Origin of the sequence: Kineococcus aridisoli, from assembly GCF_050871885.1 — a bacterium.
In the GTDB taxonomy this organism is placed as follows: Bacteria; Actinomycetota; Actinomycetes; order Actinomycetales; family Kineococcaceae; genus Kineococcus.
This window is the reverse complement of sequence record NZ_JBJLSF010000087.1, coordinates 1-20,943: the sequence shown is the minus strand read 5'-3', so window position 1 is coordinate 20,943 and position 20,943 is coordinate 1. Positions and strand designations below refer to the sequence as shown.

The following is a 20,943-nucleotide window of genomic DNA, read 5'->3' as shown; positions in this document are numbered from 1 at the left end:
AACGCCCGGGAAGCGGCGGCGTAGGCGGCGTCCACGTCGGCGGCACCCGACAACGGCGCGGTGGCGTACACCTGACCGCTGGCGGGGTCGACGACATCGGTGGTGGCGCCGTCGGCAGCCGGCACCGGCTCCCCGTCGACGAGGTTGAGGAACTGCTCGGTCACGGAACTCCTCCTGCGGGTGGGTGGCAGTGCGAGCCGGTGGACCCGCCGGCGGGCGGCAGGTCGAGGGCGGGGTTGCGGTCGAAGAAGCCCGAGGGCTTCAGCTGGAAGGCCACGGTGTCGACGGGCATGACCGGCCAGTCCTCGGGACGGGTGAGGTGGTGGATGCCGAAGACGTGCCAGAGCACGAGGTCGGTGTCCTCCAGCGGTTCGTCGTCGGCGGTCCAGCGGGTGATGCCGTGGTCCTCGGCGCTCTGCGTGGGGTGCTCGCCCGCCGGCCACAGCTCGTCGTCGTGGTGGCGGGTGACCCACACGTCGTGGCCGATGACGGGGGCGCGCCGGAACTGCGGCGCGTCCGGGGCGAACAGGTGCGGGATGGCCGCCGGGGTCACCAGCGCGTACGCGGTGGCGGCCCCGTGGGCGTTGCGCCGCTGCGTGCTGGCGACCTTCCACCGGCGCTGGCGCTGCCAGTCGACGTCGCGGCCGGACTCGCGCTCGGAGCGCACCGGGGTGGCCGTCGTGACCACGGCCAGGCCGTGCGGGTCGTCCGGGCCGGTGGGCACGACCTCGGAGTCGACCTCGAAGACGGTCTGGCGCTGGCCGTCGACGTCGAGGTCCAGGCGGGCGACGAGGAAGTGCTGGTGGAAGGGCGCGTAGGTGCGCGTGTCGACGAGGGTGCCGGTGGCCGGGGTCTCCTGGCCCTCCGCCAGCGGCGTCGTCACCATGATCCCGGTGGCGCGCACCTCGCACTCGACGGTGCCGTCCAGGTACAGGCGCCAGTAGACGAGGTACTCGTAGTTGGCGACGGTGGCGTGGAAGGAGACCACCATGCGCCGCGAGCGCCGCACCTGGGCGCCGGCGACCTCGTCGACGTGCTTCCACAGGACCCCGTCGTCCTCCTCGTGCAGGCACACCGCCTGCGGCACCCGGTACGGCTCGCCGCGGGAGTCGGTGAGGACGGCGTCGCGGTAGCGGATCTCGCCGAGGCAGTCGCAGCCCAGCTCCAGCGACGTCGTCATGTACCCCAGGCCCCACTCGCCGATGTCGTAGGCGGTGCGGCGGTGGTGGTCGAAGCTGGGGTCGCGGTAGGGCACGACCATCTCGGCGAAGGACATCCGGTAGGCGACCTCGCGGCGCTCGCGGCCGTCGTCCCAGGCGAGCTGGTGCAGCACCAGGCCCTCGCGGTAGGTGAAGCCCAGCCGCACCGACCAGGTCTGCCAGCGCAGCAGCCCGTCCTCGTCGACGGTGAACCCCGGCCCCTCCGGCTGGGTGACCTCCAGCGGTGCGAGCGGCTCGCGCACGGCGAACCCGGGCAGCTGCGCGGGCAGCAGGTCGGGGTCGTACTCGCCGACGACCTGCGGCGGCGAGCCGGGGTCGTCGCGGTCCTCGACCTCCAGCAGTTCGCAGGTGTTCATGTCGACGACGAACTTCAGCCCGCTCACCGGGTGGGCGTACGGGTTGCCGGTGGGCGTCTCGCGCACCCACACGTCGACCCAGCCCAGCCGGCGGTCGCGCCACTGCTCGGGCATGACCGCGGCCCCGTAGGTCCAGGTGTCGAACAGGACCAGGCCGAGGTCGTGCACACCGCGCCCGGCCAGCGCCTGCGCGACGCGGGGGTGGGCGCGCAGCGCCGCGGCGACCTCGTGGTACTCGTCGAGGGTGAAGTTGGGCGTCACGCCGGGGACGTGCTCGAAGCGCTCGACGCGGCCGGCGACGAGGTCGCTCACCACCTCGTAGGTGCGGTTGTCGGCGCGGTCCCACAGCACCGAGCGGGCCCGCCGCGGCACGGGGTCCCCCTCGCGCCAGGCGAGCACGTCGGCCTTGGGCGGCTCGGCCAGGGTGACGCTCGCGAAGCGCATCGACGGCGCGAGGCGGCCCGAGGAGCGCACGACGTCGAGGTTGCGGCGGAACTCGTCGTCGCCCAACGGGACGAGCGGGTGCGAGGACACGGTGGACGTACTCCCATCGGAGCGGGGACGATCGGGCGTCAGTCTGACCGGCGCAGGGTGAGCAGGCAAGCAGCAGGAGTGGTTTTCGTCGTCCTCGGCCGCCCAGGCCGCGGATTCCGGAGTCGTGCGACCACCAGGCTGCTAGGGTCCACCGATCCCAGCGCAGGGAGCGAGCAGCGGAGGAGCGTCCATGGCATCGGCCGACCAGTACCGCACGAGCGGTCCCGGCACCGCGGCAGGAGCGAGCGGCCCCGGCAAGGGGCTGCAGACGGGTGCCCTGGGGTTGTGGGGCAACACCGTCATCGGTCTGGCCTCCACGGCACCGGCGTACAGCCTGGCCGCCACCCTCGGCTACGTCGTGCTGGCCGTGCACGACAAGGCGCCCGCGATGTTCCTCGTCGCCTTCGTGCCGATGCTGCTGGTCGCGATCGCCTACCGCGAGCTGAACCGGGCGGCGCCCGACTGCGGGACCACCTTCACCTGGGGCACCAAGGCGTTCGGCCCCTGGATCGGGTGGATGGGCGGCTGGGGGGTGGCCGTCTCGGCCATCATCGTGCTCGCCAACGTCGCCGAGATCGCCGCCGTCTACACGCTGCGCTTCCTCGGCCTCGACGGCGCGGCGGAGAACCCGTTCCTGCGGGTCGCGCTCGGCGTCGCCTTCATCGCCGGCATGACCTGGATCAGCTACCGGGGCATCCAGATCTCCGAGCGCATCCAGAACGTCCTCATCCTCCTGCAGTTCGCCGTGCTGGGGCTGATTTCGGTGGGTGCGCTGTACCTGGTCTACTCCGGCGACGCCGGCCCGCAGGCCGTGCTGCCCAGCTGGGACTGGTTCTCCCCCCTGGGGGTGAGCGCCTCCGCGCTGGCCGAGGCCGTCATCCTCTGCGTGTTCATCTACTGGGGCTGGGACGCCTGCCTGGCGGTCACCGAGGAGACGAGGGACTCCGACAAGACCCCCGGCCGCGCGGCGCTGCTGGCCACCGTCATCCTCGTCGTCACCTACGTCCTCGTCGCGGTCGCCGTCCAGGCCTACGCGGGGTTCGGCACGACCGGCATCGGCCTGGGCAACGAGGACAACGCCGACGACGTGCTGACGCTGCTCGGCGACCCCGTCGGCGGCGCGGTCGTCTCCGGGTTGCTGCTGCTGACCGTCGCGGTCTCCTCGGCGGCCTCGACGCAGACGACGATCCTGCCCACGGCCCGCGGCGCCCTGTCGATGGCCGTCTACGGCGCGCTGCCGGCCCGCTTCGCCGAGGTCCACCCCCGCTACCGGACGCCCTCGTTCGCGACCGCGGTCATGGGCGCGGCCGCGGTCGGCTTCTACCTGGTCCTCAGCGTCGTCAGCCAGAACGCGCTGCAGGACTCCATCGCCTCCCTCGGCCTGGCCGTGGCCTTCTACTACGGCATCACGGCCTTCTCCTGCGTGTGGTTCTTCCGCCGCACGCTGAAGCGCTCGGTGCGCGACCTGCTGCTGCGCGGGGTGCTCCCGCTGCTGGGCGGGCTGGCGATGCTGTGGGCGTTCGTGCAGTCCAGCGTGGACATGCTCGCCCCCGACTACGGCTACACGCGGTTCGGCTCGCTGGGCGGCGTCTTCGTCATCGGCGTCGGCATGCTCGCCCTCGGCGTCCCGCTGATGCTGCTGTGCGCGGCGCGGCTGCGGGCCTTCTTCCGCGGCGAGACGCTCGACGCGGACACCCCGATCCTCGTCCCCGACACCGGCCAACCCCCGGTCGGCGGCCTCTGACCGGCTCCGGGTCAGGCGAGGACGCGCAGCAGGTGCAGGTCGGCGTCGAGGACGACGGCGCCGCCGGTGGCCCCCACCTCCAGGTGCCCCACGTCGGTGCGGCCGAGGACCGCGGCCGGGGTGGTGGTCAGCGCGGCGAGCGCGGCGCCCAGCTCCAGCCCGGCGTCCGCGACGGCGTGCCGCAGCGCCCGGTCCAGGGTCAGCGTGCTGCCGGCGATGGCACCGCCCTCCGCGAGGCGGGCGGTGCCGCCGCTCACCTCCACGTCGAGGTCGCCGAGGCGGTAGGTGCCGTCGGCCGAGCCGGCGGCGGCCATCGCGTCGGTGACCAGTGCGGTGCGGCCCGGCCCGGCGGCGCGGGCGGCCAGCGCGAGGACCGCCGGGTCGAGGTGGACGCCGTCGGCGATGAGCTCGACGACGACGCGCTCGTCGGCCAGCAGCGCGCCGACCGGGCCCGGGGCGCGGTGGTGCAGCGGCGGCATGGCGTTGAACAGGTGGGTGGCCAGCCGGGCCCCGGCGTCGACCGCGCGGGCCGTCGTGGCGGCGTCGGCCGCGGTGTGCCCCAGCGCGGCGACCGCCCCCGCGGCGACGGTGCGGCGCACGGCCTCCAGGCCGCCGGGCAGCTCGGGGGCCAGGGTCACCACGCGCACCAGCCCGGTGCCCAGCAGCCTGTCCAGGTCGGCGGGGTCGGGCTCGCGCAGCAGCGCCGGGTCGTGGGCGCCGCGGTGGGCGGGGCTGAGCCAGGGGCCCTCCAGGTGCACCCCGGCCAGCAGCCCGTCGGCGACGAGGTCGGCGCAGGCGGCCAGCGCCGCCGCGAGCTCGCCGACGGGGCGGGTCACCAGGCTCGCGACGAGCGTCGTCGTGCCGTGCGCGCGGTGGGCGGCGACGGCGGTCGCGGCCTCCTCGGCCGATCCGCCGAAGCTCGCGCCGCCGCCGCCGTGGCAGTGCAGGTCGACGAACCCGGGGACGACGTGCGCGCCGGTGACCGTCTCGTCGGCGTGCGGGGCCGGCCCGTCCCCGACCCGCAGGACCTCCGCGCCGCGCAGCAGGACCCAGCCGTCGGGCAGCACCCGGCCGCCCGTGCGGACGGTGCCCCGGGCCAGGACCGTCATCGGGTCTCGGTGACCTTGCGCAGCCCCCGCGGCGCGTCCGGGTCCAGCCCGCGGGCCACCGCCATCTCCAGTGCCAGGCGCTGCAGCGGCACGATCTGCACCACCGGCGCCAGGTCCTCGCCCATCCCCGACGGCAACCACAGCCGCACCGTCGCGTCGGGGGCCAGGCCGTCGGGGGCCACCGCGCACACGTCCGCCCCCCGCTCGCGCAGCGCCGCCAGCACCGGCGCCACCGCCGCACCCCCGGCCCCCTCGGCCACCACCGCGATCACCGGCCGGTCCGCGTCCACCATCGCCAGCGGGCCGTGCATCAGGTCCGCCGCCGAGAACGCCTGCGCCGACAGGTAGGAGGTCTCCATCAGCTTCAGCGCCCCCTCCCGCGCGGTGGGGTAGGAGTAGCCGCGCGCGGTGAGCACCATGCGGTCCACGAAGCGGTAGCGGGCCGCCACCTCCGGCACCTCCGGCGCGGCCACCGCCTGCGCCAGCAAGCCGGGCACCGCGTGCGCGGGAGCGGTCCGCCCCCCGCGCCAGGTGGTGATCAGCAGCCACAGGCTCAGCAGCTGCGCGGTGTAGCTCTTGGTGGCCGCCACCGCCAGCTCCGGGCCGGCGTGCACGTGCAGGTGGTGCTCGGCGGCGCCGGCCAGCGCCGAGGCGGGGTTGTTGGTCACCGCCAGCGTCAGCGCACCGGCGGCGCGGGCGGCGGTGGTGGACTCCACCAGGTCCGGAGAGCCGCCGGACTGGCTGACGGTGATCCACAGCACCCCGCGCAGGTCCGGGCGGGCGCCGTAGACGGTCAGGGTGGAGGTGGAGGTCAGCCCGCAGGGCAGGCCCAGGCCGACCTCGATGAGGTACTTGGCGTACAGGGCCGCGTGGTCGCTGGTGCCGCGCGCGGTCAGCAGCACCGCGCGCGGGGCGGCCTCGCGCAGCAGCTGCGCCAGGCGGGTCAGCTCCCCGCCGGCGGCGGACAGGACGCGGTCGGCCACGGCGGGCTGCTCGCCGATCTCGGAACGGACCAGGTGCCCGCGGGGCGGTGTGCTGCTCACGACGGCTCCAGCCTGAGGAGGGTGAAGGAAGTTGACAACAAACTAGCCACTGATGGAAGTTCTTGCCAGAGGCTCGGCGACAGGAGGACCGGTGGGCGTTCCGGAACCGGCGGCGCTGCACGCCCACCTGCTGGCGGCGGCCGGCTCGGCGTCGGCGTCGGTGGCCCGCGTGCTGCGGGTGCTGCTCGACGACCCCGCCGGCGCGGCCCAGCTCACCGTGACCGACCTCGCCCGGCGCACCGGCACGAGCGAGGCGACGATCGTGCGCACCGCCCGCTCGCTCGGCTTCCCCGGCTACCCCCAGCTGCGCCTGGCGCTGGCCGCCTCGGCCGCCGCGGGCGCGCCCGCCCCCCGGGGCCCCGCCCCCCCGCCCCCCGCCGCCGCCCCCCCCCCCCCCCCCACGCCGGCGGCGAGGCGGTCGGAGACGAGGGTGCCGGCGAAGGCGCTCACGCGAGCGCTCCGGCCGCGCCCTCGCCTCCGACGAGGGCCTCCAGGGCCCGCGCGACGCTGGCGCGCAGGCCCGCGTCGACCTCGGTGTCGCCCTGGCGGGCGATCGCGTCGCCCGGGGAGAGGGTCGGGTCCGGCTGGTAGCTCACCAGCTCTGCATCGGACGAGGCGTGCCGACCCTTGAGGCCGTCACCCACGAGGGTGCTCAGGTCGTCGGGGTGCACACGCACCGTCACCGGCTTGTCGCCGTCCAGCGGGCGCAGGGCGCGGCGCACGGCCTCCCCCGCGGGGGAGTCCATGAGCGCGACCTCGCGGTCCAGCACGGCGCCGGCCAGGTCGAGGGCGAGCGCCAGCACGCTGTCGGCGAGCGCGCCGATGCTCGGCTCGCGCTCGGCGCGCAGCGCGTCGGCGGCCGTCACGAGCGCCTCCTCGGCGCGGTTGCGCGCCGCGCGGCGCTCCTCGCGGTCGCGCCGGGCCGCCTCGTGGGCGGCCTCGCGCTGGGCCTCCAGCTCGACGGCGGCCTGCTGCGCGGCCTGGCGCATGCCGTGCGCCCAGCCGGCGGCGTAGCCCTCGGTGCGCGCGGACTCGCGGATGCGGCGGAGCTCCTCGGTGTCCTCGCGCCGGGAGAGGTCCATGCCGGTGAAGGGCCGCGGCGCGGCGCCGGTGGAGGCCGGCGCCGCGACGAACACCCGCGGCTCGCGGGAGGGCCGGGTGTCGCCCGGCGTGAAGGCGCTACGCGACGAAGTCATCGTCACCGCCGCGCGTCAGCACGATCTGGCCGGACTCCTCCAGCTGGCGGATGACCTGGACGACCTTCTGCTGCGACTCCTCGACCGCCGACATGCGGACCGGGCCGAGCAGCTCGATCTCGTCGATGAGGTTCTCGCGGGCGCGCTCGGAGACGTTGCGCAGGATCTTGTCGCGCACCGAGTCCTTGACGCCCTTGAGGGCGGTGGCCAGGTCGGCCGTCTCCACACCGCGCAGGACGAGCTGGATCGCGCGGTCGTCGAGGGTGGTGATGTCCTCGAAGACGAACATGAGGGCGCGGATCTCCTCGGCCAGCGGCGCGTCCTTGGCCGTGAGGCCCTCGAGGATGCTGCGCTCGGTGCCGCGGTCGGCGCGGTTGATGATGTCGACCAGGGGCGCGACACCGCCGACGGCGGTGTTCTGCTTGGCCTGCAGCACCGTGGAGGTGCGGCGCTGGACGACGTCCTCGACGAGGCGGACGTACTCCGAGCTCGTCGCCTCCATCGTCGCGATGCGGTAGGCGATGTCGGCCTGCATCTCGGTGCTCAGGCCGCCCAGGATCATCGACGCCTGGTCGGGGCGCAGGTGCGCCACCACCAGGGCGATCGTCTGCGGGTGCTCACCGGTGAGGAAGGTGAGGATCTGCTGCGGGTCGGCCTGGTGCAGGAACTGGAAGGGCTGCACGACCGCGGCCTCGGCCACCCGGCCGAGGACCTCGGCGGCACCGTCGGCGCCCAGGGCGCCCTCCAGCAGCGACTGCGCGAAGTCCAGCCCACCGAGCCCGCCGCGCAGCGGCGAGGCGATCATGCTGTGGAACTCCTCCAGCACGACGCCGGCGAGCTCCGGGGAGACCGAGCGCAGCCGCAGGATCTCCGCGGTCAGCTCCTCGATCTCCGCCGGGCGCAGGTGGGAGAGCACCTTGGCGGCGTTCTCCTGACCGACCTGCACGAGCAGGACGGCGGCCTTCTGTGCCCCGGTGAGGGGCGCGACCTCGAGCTCGGTGGACGCCACGGGTCAGGACCTCCGATCGGCGAGCCAGCCGCGGAGCAGTTCCGCGACTTCCTCGGGCTGGCGGGAGACGAGTTCGACGACCTCGGTGCGGCGGGCGGCCGCCGCCTCCAGGGCCGGGTCGACCGGCGCCGCTTCGAGCGCCACTGGACGTTCGACCAGCGGGGGCAGTTCCTTGAGCTGCTCGTCGTCGGCGGTGATGTCGCCCAGCTGGAGGGGGTCGACGTCCAGGACGTCGACCGTCTCCACCTTGCGCCGGCGGAAGGCCAGCAGGATGACGATGAGCATGATCAGGACCAGCAGGCCCAGGGCCGCGGTCTTGGCGTAGCCGATGAGCGTGGCCTGCTCCTCGGCCTTCTCGGCCTCCGCCAGGGCGGCGGCGGCGTCCTCGGCGGCGCTGGCGTCGAAGGCCGTCTTGACGACCGAGACGGTGTCGCCGCGGCCGGCGTCGATCCCGGCGGCCTGGGTGACGATCTGGGTGATCTGGTTGACGTCGGCGGCACCGGCCGCGGTGGCGTCGACCACGACGGCGACGGACTGGCGCTCGACCTTGCCCGGAGCCTGCCGGGTCGTCTGGTCGGTGCGGTTGATCGAGTTGTTGAGCGTCGACGACTCCTTGGCGTAGCCGCCGCCGCCGGTGGTGGTGTCGCCGGGCACCTGGATGTTGTCCGGGCCCAGGACGCCGGTGGCGGCCGCCCCCGCGCCGGACCCCTCGTAGGTCTCCTTGGTGCTGGAGCTGGCGAGCGGGTCGATCTTCTCCGGCTGGGTGTACTGCGTCGAGGTCGTGGTGACGTCGTCGAAGTTCAGGGTCGCGTTGACGGTGGCCTTGACGTTGCCCTTGCCGTAGACGCTCTCGAGCATCGCCTGCAGGTTGCTGCCGGCGGCCGCGTTGTAGTCGCTGGTCTTCTCCTGCTGCGCGGAGCTGCCGGAGGCGTCCGAGGACAGCGTGTTGCCCTCGTCGTCGACGACCGAGACGTTCTTGGGGTCCATGCCCTCGACGCCGCCGGCGACGAGGTTGACGACGCTGGTGACCTGGTCGCCGGACAGCTCCGCACCCGGCTTGAGGCCGACCAGCACCGAGGCGGTGGTCGGGTCCTGCTCGTCGAGGAAGACGTCCTTGGTGGGGATCGCCAGGTTCACGACGGCGTTCTCGACGCCCTTGATGGACTTGATCGTGTTCTCGAGCTCGTCCTGCAGCGCCCGCTGGTAGGTCTTCTGCTGCACGAACTCGGAGGTGGTGACGCCCTGCTCGTCGAGCAGCGCGTACCCGGACTCGGAGTCCGAGGGCAGGCCCGCACCGGACATCGCCAGCCGCTCGTCGTACACGCGGTCCTGCGGGACCGAGATGGTGGTGCCGTTCTCGGTCAGCTGGTAGGGGACGCCGTCGGCCTTCAGCTTCTCCACCATCGCCGACGCGTCGGCGCCGGAGAGGTTGGTGAACATCGGGGTGTACGTCGGCGTGGACGCCCACCGCGAGAACACGATCGCACCGCCCAGCAGGGCGACGACGACCGCGATGACGACGGCCTTCTGACCGGCCGAGAAGTTCTTGAACCCCGTGACGAAGTTCTTGGCGTTCTCGACGATCGCCGCGGTTCCCTTGGCCTTGGCCATCAGACCTGCATCCTCATGATCTCGTTGAAGGCGTCGACGGCCTTGTTGCGGATGGCGACGGTGAGCTGGGTGGCCAGCTGGGCCTCGTTGCTGGCGATCATGTAGTCGTGGACGTTGGTCAGCTCACCGGTGGCGGCCCGCAGCGCGAGGTCGTCGGCGGTGGACTGCACGCCCTGCAGCCTGTCGATGCCGCCGGCCAGCAGGGAGGCGAAGTCGCCGCCCGTGCCGGCGACCGAGCCGGTGGCCGAGGGGCCCTGCGCGGCGTTGACCGCGCCGACCGCGACGGTCCCGTTGGCGGTGGTGCCGGTGGCGGCCCCGATCCCCCGGGTCATCTGCGCGTTGTCGAGGTCGCCGATGCCCTGGCCGAAGCCGGTGGCCAGCGTGCCCGTGGTGCTCGCGACGTCGCCGACGCCGGCGATGGACTCGATGCTCACGGTGATCAGCCCTTCCCGAGCTGCAGCGCAGCCTGGTAGGCGTCCTTGGCCCGGTCGATGACCGACAGGTTCGCCTGGTAGGCGCGCTGCGCCATCATCAGGCTCGTCATCTGGGTGCTCATGTCGATGTCGGGGTACTTCACGTAGCCCTGCTCGTCGGCCAGCGGGTGGTCCGGCTCGTAGACCATGCGGCCCTCGGTGCTGCCGGTGACGATCCCGGCGACCTGGGTGCCCTTGCCGTCGGCGGCCTCCGTCGCGACCACGTAGCGGGCGGCGAAGGCGTCCTCGTCGGTGCGCTTGGCGGTGTTGATGTTCGCCAGGTTGTCGCTGACGGCGTCCATCCACTTGCGGTTCACGGTGACGCCGGTGCCGGCGATGCCGATCGCGTCGAAGATGCTCATGGTCGTTGCTCCGGGGATCAGGGGGTCGGGACGGTCGCGGGTCAGGTCGTCGGGCGCCGGGCCGTCACGACGTGCTGCTCATCGCGGTGCGCAGCAACGAGTACTTGCTGTTCAGCGCGGACAGCGCCGTCTGGTAGCTGAGCCCCGTGGAGATGTTGGAGATCGTCTCCTCGTCGAGGTTGACGTTGTTGCCGTCCTCGCGGGTGGGCTCCAGCGACTTGCGGGTCACGGCCCCGGCGCTCGCCGCGGCGCCGACGTCGCCGGAGGCGATGGCGTCCTTCAGCTCGGCCTCGAAGGAGACCTTGTTCGCCAGGTACTTCGGGGTGTTGATGTTCGAGATGTTGTCGGCGATGGCCCGCTGGCGCGCCTGCAAGCCGTTCAACGCGGTGTGCAGCGCGACGCTGGTGAGGTCGGACACGGGCCACCTTCCGTAGGTTCGTTGCTCCTGCGGCCGGGGACCTCGCGGTCTGCCCGGCTCCTCCACTCCTTCGGCCCACCACCTCGACCTCTTGAGGCTCCGGCGGTGCGGCCGGCGCCGATCGGCCGCGCGGGGAGGCCGGACCACCCGTTCGGCGCAACGTCCCAGGTCGTGGCCACGCAGCGTGGCCACGAGCGGACCAGCCGGACCCGGTCCCCCTTCTAGAGGGACCGGGTGCTGGATCGGCCGTCGGGTGGACCCCCGGCGCCGCCCGGACCTCACCCCCGGTGCTCCTCGGCACCCGCACGGGTCAACCGCAGCCCGCCCGTGCGGCGCAGCGCGACCACGCTGCGGTGTTCAAGTCGGCGGCCGCTCGTGCCGAGCAAGGAGCCAGCGAACCTCAGCCCCACCCGTCAGCCGAACCGTCAGCACCGCCTGAGGACAGGACCCGACGCACATGACTTCTCCGGACGAGAACACTCCGGGAGCACCGGCCACCGCCGTCGCCGACGTCACGCCCGCCACCGACGTCACGAGCAGCACGGACGTCACGGGCGCCACCGCGGCCCCGGGTGCGGACGCGGAGCTGGCGGCGCTGGCCGCCGAGGCAGCGGCGCTGGCCGGCGAGGAGCCCGCCGCGCACCGCGCGCAGACCCTCGGCGCCTTCGCCACCGCGCTGGGCACCGGTGAGCAGCTGGGCCGCTGGGCCGACAGCGACCTGTTCGAGGTGCTCGACGTCGAGGACGCCGCCGCTCCCGTGGTGCAGCGCCGCAGCGTGCTGCGCTCGGGTGCGCTGCGCACGGTCCTGGTCTTCGCCCCCGTCATGGTCACCTGGGTCGGTCTGCTGTTCGCCGGCCGCGCCTACGGCCAGATGAGCGCCGCGGGCGAGGCCGCCGACGGGCAGTCCTTCCTGCAGCTGTGGCTGGACGGCTTCGGCGACCGCACGCACTTCTCCCTGGACCGCGTCGCGGAGCTGGCGGTGCTGCTCATCGCGGCGGCCATCGCCGTCACCGTGGCCACCGACCGCCGCCAGCGCGCCGACGAGGCCGCGGCGCTGGCCGCCGACACCGCCCACCGCCAGCGGCTGCGCGCCTTCGCCGCGCGGGCCACGCTGGCGATGGCCCCGCACCGCAGCAACGCCGCCGAGCAGCTGGGCGCCCACTTCGAGCGCGGGCTGACCGAGCTGGGCCGGCTGGTGGCCGAGACGATCCGCCTGCACGCCGACACCAGCGCCCTGGTGGCCACGGTGCGCACCTCCAGCGAGAAGGCGATCGTCGCCGCCAACGCCGCCAACGCCGGCGGCGCGGACGTCGCCCGGGCCGCCACCGAGCTGCAGGGCGCGGTCACCGAGGCCGTCACCCGCCACGGCGAGCTCATCGCCGCCGACCGCGAGCAGCACACCCGCACGCTGGCGGAGTCCACCAGCAGCCTGACCTCCGCCCTGGCGCAGGTGCGCGAGGCCAGCGCCGAGGCGCTGCGCGAGGGCCTGCAGGGCCGCGACCGGGTGCTGTCGGCCGTCGAGGGCGTCAGCGCCTCCATCGAGCTGCTGTCCACCCGCACCGCGGAGTCGATGGCAGAGCTCACCGCCTCCGCCGAGGCCATGACCCGCCACAGCGCCGACTTCGGCGAGAAGGTCACCGGCCACGTCGCGGCGCTGTCCACCAGCGCCAAGGAGTCGGTGGAGACGATGCACACCACCGTCGTGGAGAGCGTGGAGAAGGTCACCCGCATGACCGGCGAGGCCTTCAGCGAGCACGTCTCCGCCTCCGCCGAGCAGGCCGCGCACACCATGGAGACCCTGCGCCGCGACGTCGAGCGCACCTCCGCGGCCGCCGAGGACGCCCTGGCCACCGCCAGCCGCACCCTGGCCGGGGCCGCCGAGGCCGCCGAGCGCCGCGCCCGCCACGAGGAGCGCATGGCGGACCTGCTGCAGACCCAGAACGAGGTCATGACCTCCTGGCGGGGCATCGAGAACCGCCTCGTGGAGGCCGCGCACGACATGCGCGCGGTGCCGCGCTGGATGGACGAGGTCCAGCACCAGCACGCCGACGCGACCGCCCGAGCGCTGGCCAGCGTCGGCGAGAGCCTGCGCGAGGAGGTCTCCGCGACCGTCGCGCAGACGCTGTCGATGGCGCAGGAGGACCACGTGCGCCAGGTCAACCGCGCCTACCGCGACGCCAGCCGGCAGCTGCAGGCCGACCTGACCCACACCCTGGGCGCCGGGCTCACCGACGTCCTCGGCCAGGTCTCCCAGCAGGTCGACCAGCTGCCGCAGCGCCTGGCGGCCGTCACCGCCCGCCAGCAGCGCCCGGCCCCCGCTCCCGCCCCGGCGACCGCCCCCGAGCGGCGGCCCGAGCGCCCGCTGCAGCGCACCGAGCGCCCCGAGCGCCCCGCCGAGCGCGTGGAGCGCCCGGTCCAGCGCCCCGAGCGCTCGGTCCAGCGCCCCGTCGAGCACCCGGCCGAGCGGCGCGAGCGGGCCGCGGCCGCCGAGCGCGGGCGCTGGGCCGACGAGCGCCACGCCGAGCGCGCCCCCGAGCGCGCCCCCGAGGTCGAGCCCGAGGAGCAGTTCGTCGTGATGCCGCCGCGCACCCTGCAGACGCTGGCCGCCCGCCGCTACGCCCGGGCGGGCTCGTGAGGCGCGCCCGGCGCGGGGCGCCGCGCGAGGCGGCCGCGGTCGGCCTGGCCGGCTGGGTCTTCGCCGACGCGCTGCTGGCGCTGACGATCATCGGCCTGGCGGCCGGCGGTGCCGTGTCCGCGGGCGCGGGCGGCGAGGACGCCCACCGCAAGGCCGTCGCGGCGACCGTCGCCCCGACGCCCGCGCAGACCCCGACCCCGACGCCGACGCCGGTGCCCACGGTGACGATCACCGCTCCCTCGGTGCCGGTCCCGGCACCGGACGGCGTGGCCCAGGCGCCCGTGCTGCTGCAGGTGCCCGTCGACGGCGCCGACGACGAGGCGGTGCGCCGGGCGGTGGCGGCCGCGGTCGGCGACCTGGCCGCCCAGGGCCGGCGCGCGGCGTTCGTGCTGACGTTCGGCACCGCCAGCGACCCGGGCGCCGGCACGGCGCTGGCCCGCCGGGTCAACGCGCAGCTGGACGCGGCGAGCCCCGGCGTCTTCGAGGGCTCGGCCAAGCGCGACTTCTGGCGCGCGGTCAACGCGACCTCCCCGCGCTCGGGCGTGGTCCAGCTGGAGGTCTACCTGCGCCAGCAGTGAGCCCGCTCCCCCGACGCCCCGTCCCCGCTCCCGCGGGGCGGGGCGTCGCTGCGTCGGCGCGTCAGTGCGCGAGGGCGCGGTAGCTGGCCTGCAGCCAGGGCACGGCGACGGCCAGGGTGGGCCCGCCGAGCACGAGCGCGGCGGCGACGTAGGCGGCCAGCGACAGCCCGCGCGGCGGCGGGCTCTCGGACAGCCGGCGCACCCGGGCCAGGGCGCCGGAGCCGACGGGCATCTCGGCGGAGCCGTCGGGCTGGCCGGCGAGCGCGACGAGCGCACGGGCCAGCGGCGCCGAGCCGGTGCGCCGGCGGGCGGAGTCGTCGGCGAGCATCTCCACCAGCAGCCGCACGCTGTCGAGGGCGGCCTGGCTGGAGACGAAGCGCGGGAAGGCGGCATGCAGCGCCGTGAAGCCCTCCAGGACGAGGTCGTGGCGGGCGCGCAGGTGGGCCCGCTCGTGGGCCAGGACCGCGCGGACCTCCTCGGGGGTCAGCTGCTGCAGGACGGCGTCGGAGACGACGACGCGCGAGCGCACGCCCGGCACGCAGTAGGCCACCCGGCCGGGTCCGGTGAGCACCCGCACCCCCGTCTGGGACAGCAGCGCCTGGTCGACCTCGCCGGTGGACTCCTTGCGGTGCAGCAGGTCCACCATCTCCCGGTGCCGGTTGCGGCGGCGCCGGGTGCGGATGCCGACGAGGGTGGCCACCACCCAGAACCGGACGGTGACGACGGCCACCAGCGTGGAGCCGAGGCCGATGAGGGTCGTCTGGACGACGCCGTGGCGGGCCAGGAAGGGGAAGCCCGGCTCCTCGGTGAACAGCAGCGACAGGGAGGCCAGCCCGGCGCCGAGGGTGGCCAGGACGGCGGCCAGCGCGATCGCCTGCCACAGCACGAGGGCAGCGCGGGGCACCTGCCAGGTCCAGCGGGCCCGCGCCAGCAGCGCCGGGAGCGGACCCGCCAGGAGCAGCGCCAGTGCTGCGAACCAGACGGCGGTCACGCGGGGCGGCTACGACGCCGAGGCGGTGTCTCCGCGGTGCTCCCGCGCCACGACGGCGTCGAGGGCCTCGCGCAGCGCCGCGGCCTCGGCGGGCGAGACGCCGCCGATGAAGTGCACGAGGGCCGCCTGGCGGTCGTCGACGGTGGGCACGCCGCCCAGGGCGTCGAGCATGAGGTCGGCGACCATCTGCTCGCGGCTGGCGGCGGGGCTGTAGCGGAAGGCGCGCCCCTCGCGCTCCTGGCGCACGACGTGCTTCTTGGCGAGGCGGTCCAGGACCGTCATGACGGTCGTGTAGGCGATCTTGCGGTGCTCGGCCAGCTGCTCGTGCACCTCGCGGACGGTCAGCGGGGTGCCGGCGGCCCAGAGCCGGTCCATGACGTCGCGTTCGAGTTCTCCCAGTGCCACGACGGGATGTTACGTCAGCCACACCCGCGAACGCGACCTGTCGTACTACCGATGTGAGTACTACGATGGGTCGTACTACGACAGGACGTAGTGGAAGGCCCCAGCTCTCCCGGGAGACCCCGTGACCATCGAGGCGCTCACCCGCCTGCAGTTCGCCGTGACGACGCTCTACCACTACCTCTTCGTCCCGCTGTCGATCAGCCTGGCGCTCTTCACCGCGCTGCTGCAGACCGCCTCGGTGGTCTCCGCCAGGCGCCACCCGGACGGCCCTGCGGCCGAGCGCTACGGCCGCCTGTCGCTGCTGACCGGCAAGCTGCTCATGGTCACCTTCGCCGTCGGCGTCGTCACCGGCCTCGTGCAGGAGTTCCAGTTCGGGCTGTCCTGGAGCGCCTTCGCCCGCTTCTACGGCGACGTCTTCGGCCCCACCCTGGCCGTGGAGGGCATGCTCGCCTTCTTCCTGGAGGCCACCTTCATCGGGCTGTGGTGGTTCGGGCGCGACCGGCTGCCGCAAGGGGTGCACCTGGCGACCATCTGGGTCGTCGCCGTCGGCACCGCCATCAGCGCCTTCGTCATCCTCGCCGCCAACTCCTTCATGCAGAACCCGGTGGCCTACACGATCGACGCGCAGACCGGCCGCGCGAAGCTCGGCAGCTTCGCCGAGCTGCTCACCAACGAGGTCAACCTCGCCGCCTTCCCGCACACCTACGCCGGTGCCGTCATGGCCGGCGGCGCGCTCGTCATGGCCGTCGGCGTCTGGCACCTGCTGCGCGGCGGGCACGCCGAGGGCTCGGTGGACTTCCAGGCCTTCCGCACCCTCTCCCGCTTCGGCGCCTGGGCCACCCTGGCCGGCGGCGCGCTCGTCGCGGTCAGCGGCGACCTGCTCGGCAAGGTCATCACGCAGGTGCAGCCCATGAAGATGGCCGCCGCCGAGGGGCTCTACCGCAGCACGACGGCCGCTCCCTTCTCGATCTTCTCCTACGCCCCGCTGGGCAGCGACGAGCCCACCTTCTCCGTCGAGGTGCCCGGGTTCCTGTCCTTCCTGGCCAAGGGCTCCTTCAGCGCCGAGGTGCTGGGCCTGAAGGACCTGCAGGACGCCTACAGCGCCCAGTTCGGCCCCGGCGACTACACCCCCTCGATCCCGGTGGCGTTCTGGAGCTTCCGCCTCATGATCGGCGTCGGGATGCTCGCCGTGCTCGTGGCCCTGGTGCACCTGTGGGTGACCCGCAGCAGCCGGCCGCTGTCCATCGACCCCCGCTACGCCCGCAGCGTCGTCTGGTCGGCCGCGGTGCTGCCGCTGCTGCCGCTGGCCGCGAACTCCTTCGGCTGGATCTTCACCGAGACCGCCCGCCAGCCGTGGCTGGTGTTCGGCCTCTTCCGGACCGCCGACGGCGTCTCCCCCGGCCTGAGCTTCGCCGAGGTCGCCGTGAGCCTGGCCGCCTTCGCCCTCGTCTACGGCGCTCTTGCCTGGGCCTGGACGCTGCTGGTCACCCGGCTGGTCCGCCGCGGCCTGCCGGCCCTGCCCACCCCCGCCACCGACGACGACGAGGCCGCCGCCCCGCTCGCCGTCAGCTACTGAGGAGCTCCTCGTGGACCTGCCCGTCCTCTGGTTCGCCGTCGCGGTCCTGGCCTGGGTGCTGTTCTTCGTCCTGGAGGGCTTCGACTTCGGCGTCGGCTTCCTCGCCCCGCTGCTGGGGCGCACCGACGCCGAGCGCGGCGCCGCCGTGCGCACCGTCGGCCCCGTCTGGGACGGCAACGAGGTGTGGCTGGTCGCCGCGATCGGCGTCACCTTCGCCGCCTTCCCCGACTGGTACGCCGCGCTGCTGTCCGGGCTGTACCTGCCGATGGTCGTCGTCCTGCTGCTGCTGGCCGTGCGCGGCGTCGCCCTGGAGTTCCGCGGCAAGCACGACTCCGCCTCCTGGCACGCGCGCTGCGACGCCTTCCTGGCCGCCTCCTCGCTGCTGCTGGCCACCACGTGGGGCGCCGTCCTGGGCGCACTGGTCTCCGGCCTGGCGCTGTCCGCCGACGGCGAGGTGCACGGCGGTGGACTGACCCGCACGCTGGAGCCGCTGGTGCAGCCGTGGGCCGTGCTCGGCGGCTTCGCCGGCCTGCTGCTGGCCACCGTGCACGGGGCGACCTTCCTGGCGCTGCGCACCACCGGCGTCGTGCGGGTGCGCGCGCGCCGGCTGGCGGTGGCCACCGCCCCCGTGCTCGTCGTCGTCGCGCTGGCCGTCTTCATCGCCGCCGGGCACCCGGCCGTCGCCGCGACCGCGCTGCTCATGGCCGTCACGGCCGTCGCCGCCTGGCGCGGCGCCGAGGCGGTGGCCTTCGCGGCGACCTCGCTGGCGCTCGCCGGTAGCGTCGTGGCGGTGTTCACCGCGCACCTGGCGGCAGGGGCCGCCGTCCTCCTGCCGAGCACCCTCGGCGCCGGCGCCGACGTCACCCTGCGCGGCGCCGCCGCTTCCGAGGGGGCGCTGCAGCTCATCACGGTCGTCGGCGTCGTCGTCCTGCCCGGCGTGGTGGCCTACCAGCTGTGGTCGTACTGGGTCTTCCGCCGGCGCGTGGCCACGGGCTTCGGCCCCCGGGCCGCGCGGCGCCTCCCGGCGCGCGCCGGCGCGGCGCGGTGAGCCGCCCCGTCCCCTCCCCCGCGGCCCCCTCCCCCACGGCCCCCGCGTCCGCGGCGTCGGCTCCGGCTCCGACGTCGTCACCGTCGGCGGCGTCACCGTCGGCGGCGTCACCGTCGTCGGCGGCCGCGGCCCCGGCCGGGGACGGGGCTCCCGCGCCCCGGCGGCGCAGGGGCCCGGTCGACCCGCGGCTGCTGCGCCACGCCCGCCCGGCGCGGCGCGGCATCGCCGCGATCGCCGCCGTCGAGGTCGTCTCGGCCACCCTGCTCCTCGTGCAGGCGCTCGCCCTGGCCGACCTCGTCGTCGCGCTGTGGAGCGGCGCCGGCGCGCGCTCCGCCCTCGTCCTGCTCGCCGCGACGCTCGCCGGCCGCGTCGCGGCCTCCTGGGCCGCGGCCCGCCTGGCCCAGCGCACCGCGACCGCCGTGCGCACCGACCTGCGCTCGCAGGTGCTGGCCCGCGCGCTGCAGCTGGGCCCGGCGTGGGTGGAGCGCTTCGGCAGCGCGCGCCTGGCCGCCGTGCTCACCCAGGGCCTGCCCGCCCTCGACGGCTGGTTCACCCGGTACCTGCCGGCGCTGGTGCCGGGGGTGCTGCTGCCGCCGGCGGTGGTGCTCGTGCTGCTGGTGGTCGACCTCGAGTCGGCGATCACGGTCGCGCTGACCCTGCCGCTGGTCCCGGTGTTCGCGATCCTGCTCGGCAAGGCGACCCAGGCGCGCGCGGACCGCCAGTGGCAGCTGCAGCGGGTGCTCTCGGCGCACTTCCTCGACGTCGTGCGCGGTCTGCCGACGCTGCGCGCGCACCGCCGCGCGCAGCGGCAGGTGGAGTCCGTGGCCGCCGTCACCGACGCCTCCCGCCGGGCCACGATGTCCGTGCTGCGCCTGGCGTTCCTGTCCTCCACCGCCCTCGACCTCGTCGGGACGCTGTCGGTGGGCCTGGTGGCCGTGACCGCCGGGATGCGGCTGGCGGGCGGGACCCTGGACCTGGGCACCGCCCTGCTCGTCATCCTGCTGGCGCCCGAGGCCTACCGGCCGCTGCGCGAGGTGGGCGCCCGCTTCCACGACTCCGCCGACGCCGCGGCCGTCGTCGACGACGTCGACGCGGTCCTCACCGCCCGCCCGGCCACCCCGGCGCCCGTGCCCGCGGGCGGCGGGGTCCCGGGCCTGCGCCTGCGCGGGGTGCTCGTGCGGCGCGCGGACGGCAGCCCCGTCGTCGACGGCGCCGACCTCGACGTCGCCCCCGGCGAGCTGCACGCCCTCGCCGGCACGAGCGGCGCCGGCAAGTCGACGCTCGCGCGGGTCGCCGCCGGCGTCCTGGTCCCCGACGCCGGCGAGGTCGGCCACCGCCTGGACACCCTGGCGCACCTGCCGCAGCGGCCGTCCTTCCCGCACGCCACGACCGTGGACGAGGCCGTGCGCGCCGGCCGGCGGGTGGGCCAGGAGGACGTGGCCTGGGCGCTGGCGGCCGCGGCGGCCGCCGAACTGGACCCCGCGACGCCGCTCGGGGAGGACGCCGCCGGGCTGTCGGCCGGCCAGCGCCAGCGCGTGGCGCTGGCCCGCACCTTCCTGTCCGTGCGCACCGGCGCCGACCGCCTCGTCCTCGACGAGCCCACCGCCCACCTCGACCCCGGCGCCGAGCGGGCCGTCGTGGCGAGCCTGCGCGAGCTGGCCCGCGCGCACGGCTGCGCGGTGCTCGTCGTCGCGCACCGCCCCGCGCTGCTGGCGGCCGCCGACCGCACCACCACGCTCACCCGCCCCGCCGCGCCCACCGCCGCACCCGAGAGCACCCCCGCCGGCAGCCTCGCTGACACCCGCGCCGCGCGCGCCGCCACCGCACCGCGCGCCGCCGTCGCACCGAGCACCTCCGGTGCCGCCGCGCCCACCGCCGCGGTCCGGCTGCGCCGCGGTCGCGGGCCGCTCGCGGTGGCCGCCGGCGCCGCCGCGGTGCTGGCCGCCACGACGCTGACGGCCGCGGCGACCTGGTTGCTGGTGACCGCGGCGGGCCGCCCCCCGGTCCTGACGCTGTCGGTGGCCGCGGTGGTCGTGCGCGCCAGCGCCACCGCCCGCCCGCTGCTGGCCTACGCCGAGCGCCTGCTCAGCCACGACACGGCCTTCGCGCGGCTGGCCCGCTGGCGCTCCGACGTCGTCGCCGCGCTCGTGCCGCGCCTGCCGGGACCCCTGCTGCGCAGGCGTTCCGGCCGCTCCGGCGAGCTGCTCGTGCAGCTGGTCGAGGACGTCGACGCCCGGGTGGACGGGCTGCTGCGCTTCCGCCACCCGGTGGCGGTGACGCTCCTGGCGGTGCTCGTGGCCGCGTTCGCCTCGGCGCTGGCCTCGCCGTGGTTCCCGCCGGCCGCGCTGCCCGGCCTGCTCGTCGCCGTCGTCGCCGCGCCCGTGGTCGCGGCCCGCGCCGAGCGCCGCCAGGGCGCGCACCGCGAGCAGGTGGGCGCCCTGGCGGCCGCCACGGTCGAGGTGCTCGGCGCCGTGGAGGACCTGGCCACGCTGCGCCTGGCGCGGCCGCTGGAGGTCGTCCCCGCCCGGCCGGGCGCCCAGGGCCCGGGGGGGGGGGGGGCGGGGGGGGGCCCCCCGGCGCTGTCGTTCCGCGACGGGCCGGTCGCCTCGCTGTGCGGTGCGGCGACGCTGCCGAC

At 75.3% G+C, this 20,943-nt stretch carries 17 protein-coding genes and 1 pseudogene; 7 read left to right on the top strand and 11 right to left on the bottom strand.

Annotated features, from left to right (window positions below):
• Positions 1-160 precede the first annotated feature (160 nt).
• Positions 161-2,110 (bottom strand): primary-amine oxidase, encoded by a 1,950-nt coding sequence (locus ACRYM2_RS18910; RefSeq protein ID WP_432523981.1) that lies wholly within the window; start codon positions 2,108-2,110, stop codon positions 161-163.
• A gap of 190 nt (positions 2,111-2,300) precedes the next feature.
• On the opposite strand from ACRYM2_RS18910, the gene ACRYM2_RS18905 reads away from it, so the two are divergent.
• Positions 2,301-3,854, top strand: coding sequence for an APC family permease (locus tag ACRYM2_RS18905; RefSeq protein WP_432523980.1), 1,554 nt, complete (start codon positions 2,301-2,303; stop codon positions 3,852-3,854).
• Between the two features lie 11 nt (positions 3,855-3,865).
• Here ACRYM2_RS18905 and nagA read toward each other — a convergent pair whose 3' ends face one another.
• Positions 3,866-4,963 (bottom strand): N-acetylglucosamine-6-phosphate deacetylase, encoded by a 1,098-nt coding sequence (gene nagA, locus ACRYM2_RS18900; RefSeq protein ID WP_432523979.1) that lies wholly within the window; start codon positions 4,961-4,963, stop codon positions 3,866-3,868.
• Positions 4,960-6,006, bottom strand: a complete 1,047-nt coding sequence (locus ACRYM2_RS18895; protein WP_432523978.1) for an SIS domain-containing protein — start codon at positions 6,004-6,006, stop codon at positions 4,960-4,962. The genes nagA and ACRYM2_RS18895 overlap by 4 nt, the downstream gene beginning before the upstream one ends.
• 52 nt (positions 6,007-6,058) lie before the next feature.
• Between ACRYM2_RS18895 and ACRYM2_RS18890 the strand changes: the two are divergent.
• Positions 6,059-6,331, top strand: a pseudogene (locus ACRYM2_RS18890) (MurR/RpiR family transcriptional regulator); the annotation flags it as partial.
• A 121-nt stretch (positions 6,332-6,452) separates the two neighbouring features.
• Here the strand turns inward: ACRYM2_RS18890 and ACRYM2_RS18885 are convergent.
• From ACRYM2_RS18885 to flgB, 6 genes are all read right to left on the bottom strand, one after another.
• Positions 6,453-7,202, bottom strand: a complete 750-nt coding sequence (locus ACRYM2_RS18885; RefSeq protein WP_432523977.1) for a FliH/SctL family protein — start codon at positions 7,200-7,202, stop codon at positions 6,453-6,455.
• Positions 7,186-8,211 (bottom strand): flagellar motor switch protein FliG, encoded by a 1,026-nt coding sequence (gene fliG / locus ACRYM2_RS18880; protein ID WP_432523976.1) that lies wholly within the window; start codon positions 8,209-8,211, stop codon positions 7,186-7,188. Before fliG ends, ACRYM2_RS18885 begins: the two co-directional genes overlap by 17 nt.
• 3 nt (positions 8,212-8,214) lie before the next feature.
• Positions 8,215-9,822 (bottom strand): flagellar basal-body MS-ring/collar protein FliF, encoded by a 1,608-nt coding sequence (fliF, locus tag ACRYM2_RS18875; RefSeq protein WP_432523975.1) that lies wholly within the window; start codon positions 9,820-9,822, stop codon positions 8,215-8,217.
• Positions 9,822-10,154 carry a flagellar hook-basal body complex protein FliE gene (fliE, locus tag ACRYM2_RS18870; protein WP_490055059.1) on the bottom strand — a complete coding sequence of 111 codons (333 nt, stop codon included), beginning with the start codon at positions 10,152-10,154 and terminating at the stop codon, positions 9,822-9,824. Before fliE ends, fliF begins: the two co-directional genes overlap by 1 nt.
• Positions 10,155-10,261: 107 nt before the next feature.
• A complete protein-coding gene (gene flgC / locus ACRYM2_RS18865) occupies positions 10,262-10,657 on the bottom strand; it encodes a flagellar basal body rod protein FlgC (protein WP_432523973.1) in 396 nt (131 codons plus the stop codon).
• Between the two features lie 64 nt (positions 10,658-10,721).
• Entirely contained in the window at positions 10,722-11,075 is a 354-nt protein-coding gene (gene flgB, locus ACRYM2_RS18860; protein WP_432523972.1) for a flagellar basal body rod protein FlgB, read from the bottom strand.
• Between the two features lie 457 nt (positions 11,076-11,532).
• Between flgB and ACRYM2_RS18855 the strand changes: the two genes are divergently transcribed.
• Both ACRYM2_RS18855 and ACRYM2_RS18850 read left to right on the top strand, forming a co-directional pair.
• On the top strand, positions 11,533-13,710 hold the full coding sequence (locus tag ACRYM2_RS18855; protein WP_432523971.1) for a hypothetical protein: 2,178 nt from the start codon (positions 11,533-11,535) through the stop codon (positions 13,708-13,710).
• Entirely contained in the window at positions 13,707-14,288 is a 582-nt protein-coding gene (locus tag ACRYM2_RS18850) for a hypothetical protein (RefSeq protein ID WP_432523970.1), read from the top strand. The genes ACRYM2_RS18855 and ACRYM2_RS18850 overlap by 4 nt, the downstream gene beginning before the upstream one ends.
• Before the next feature lie 61 nt (positions 14,289-14,349).
• Here ACRYM2_RS18850 and ACRYM2_RS18845 read toward each other — a convergent pair whose 3' ends face one another.
• The gene (locus ACRYM2_RS18845) at positions 14,350-15,279 is read right to left on the bottom strand and encodes a M56 family metallopeptidase (protein WP_432523969.1); all 930 of its coding nucleotides are present in this window, start codon (positions 15,277-15,279) and stop codon (positions 14,350-14,352) included.
• Positions 15,280-15,288: 9 nt separating this feature from the next.
• Complete coding sequence (locus ACRYM2_RS18840) at positions 15,289-15,684, bottom strand: BlaI/MecI/CopY family transcriptional regulator (RefSeq protein ID WP_166616233.1); 396 nt, start codon at positions 15,682-15,684, stop codon at positions 15,289-15,291.
• Between the two features lie 121 nt (positions 15,685-15,805).
• Here ACRYM2_RS18840 and ACRYM2_RS18835 point away from each other — a divergent pair, with 121 nt between their 5' ends.
• The 3 genes from ACRYM2_RS18835 to cydD form a co-directional block, all read left to right on the top strand.
• Complete coding sequence (locus tag ACRYM2_RS18835; protein ID WP_432523968.1) at positions 15,806-17,260, top strand: cytochrome ubiquinol oxidase subunit I; 1,455 nt, start codon at positions 15,806-15,808, stop codon at positions 17,258-17,260.
• Between the two features lie 10 nt (positions 17,261-17,270).
• A complete protein-coding gene (cydB, locus tag ACRYM2_RS18830) occupies positions 17,271-18,308 on the top strand; it encodes a cytochrome d ubiquinol oxidase subunit II (protein ID WP_432523967.1) in 1,038 nt (345 codons plus the stop codon).
• Positions 18,305-20,943, top strand: a 2,639-nt coding sequence (gene cydD / locus ACRYM2_RS18825; RefSeq protein ID WP_432523966.1) for a thiol reductant ABC exporter subunit CydD, incomplete at its 3' end; no start/stop codon positions are given. The genes cydB and cydD, both read left to right, overlap by 4 nt.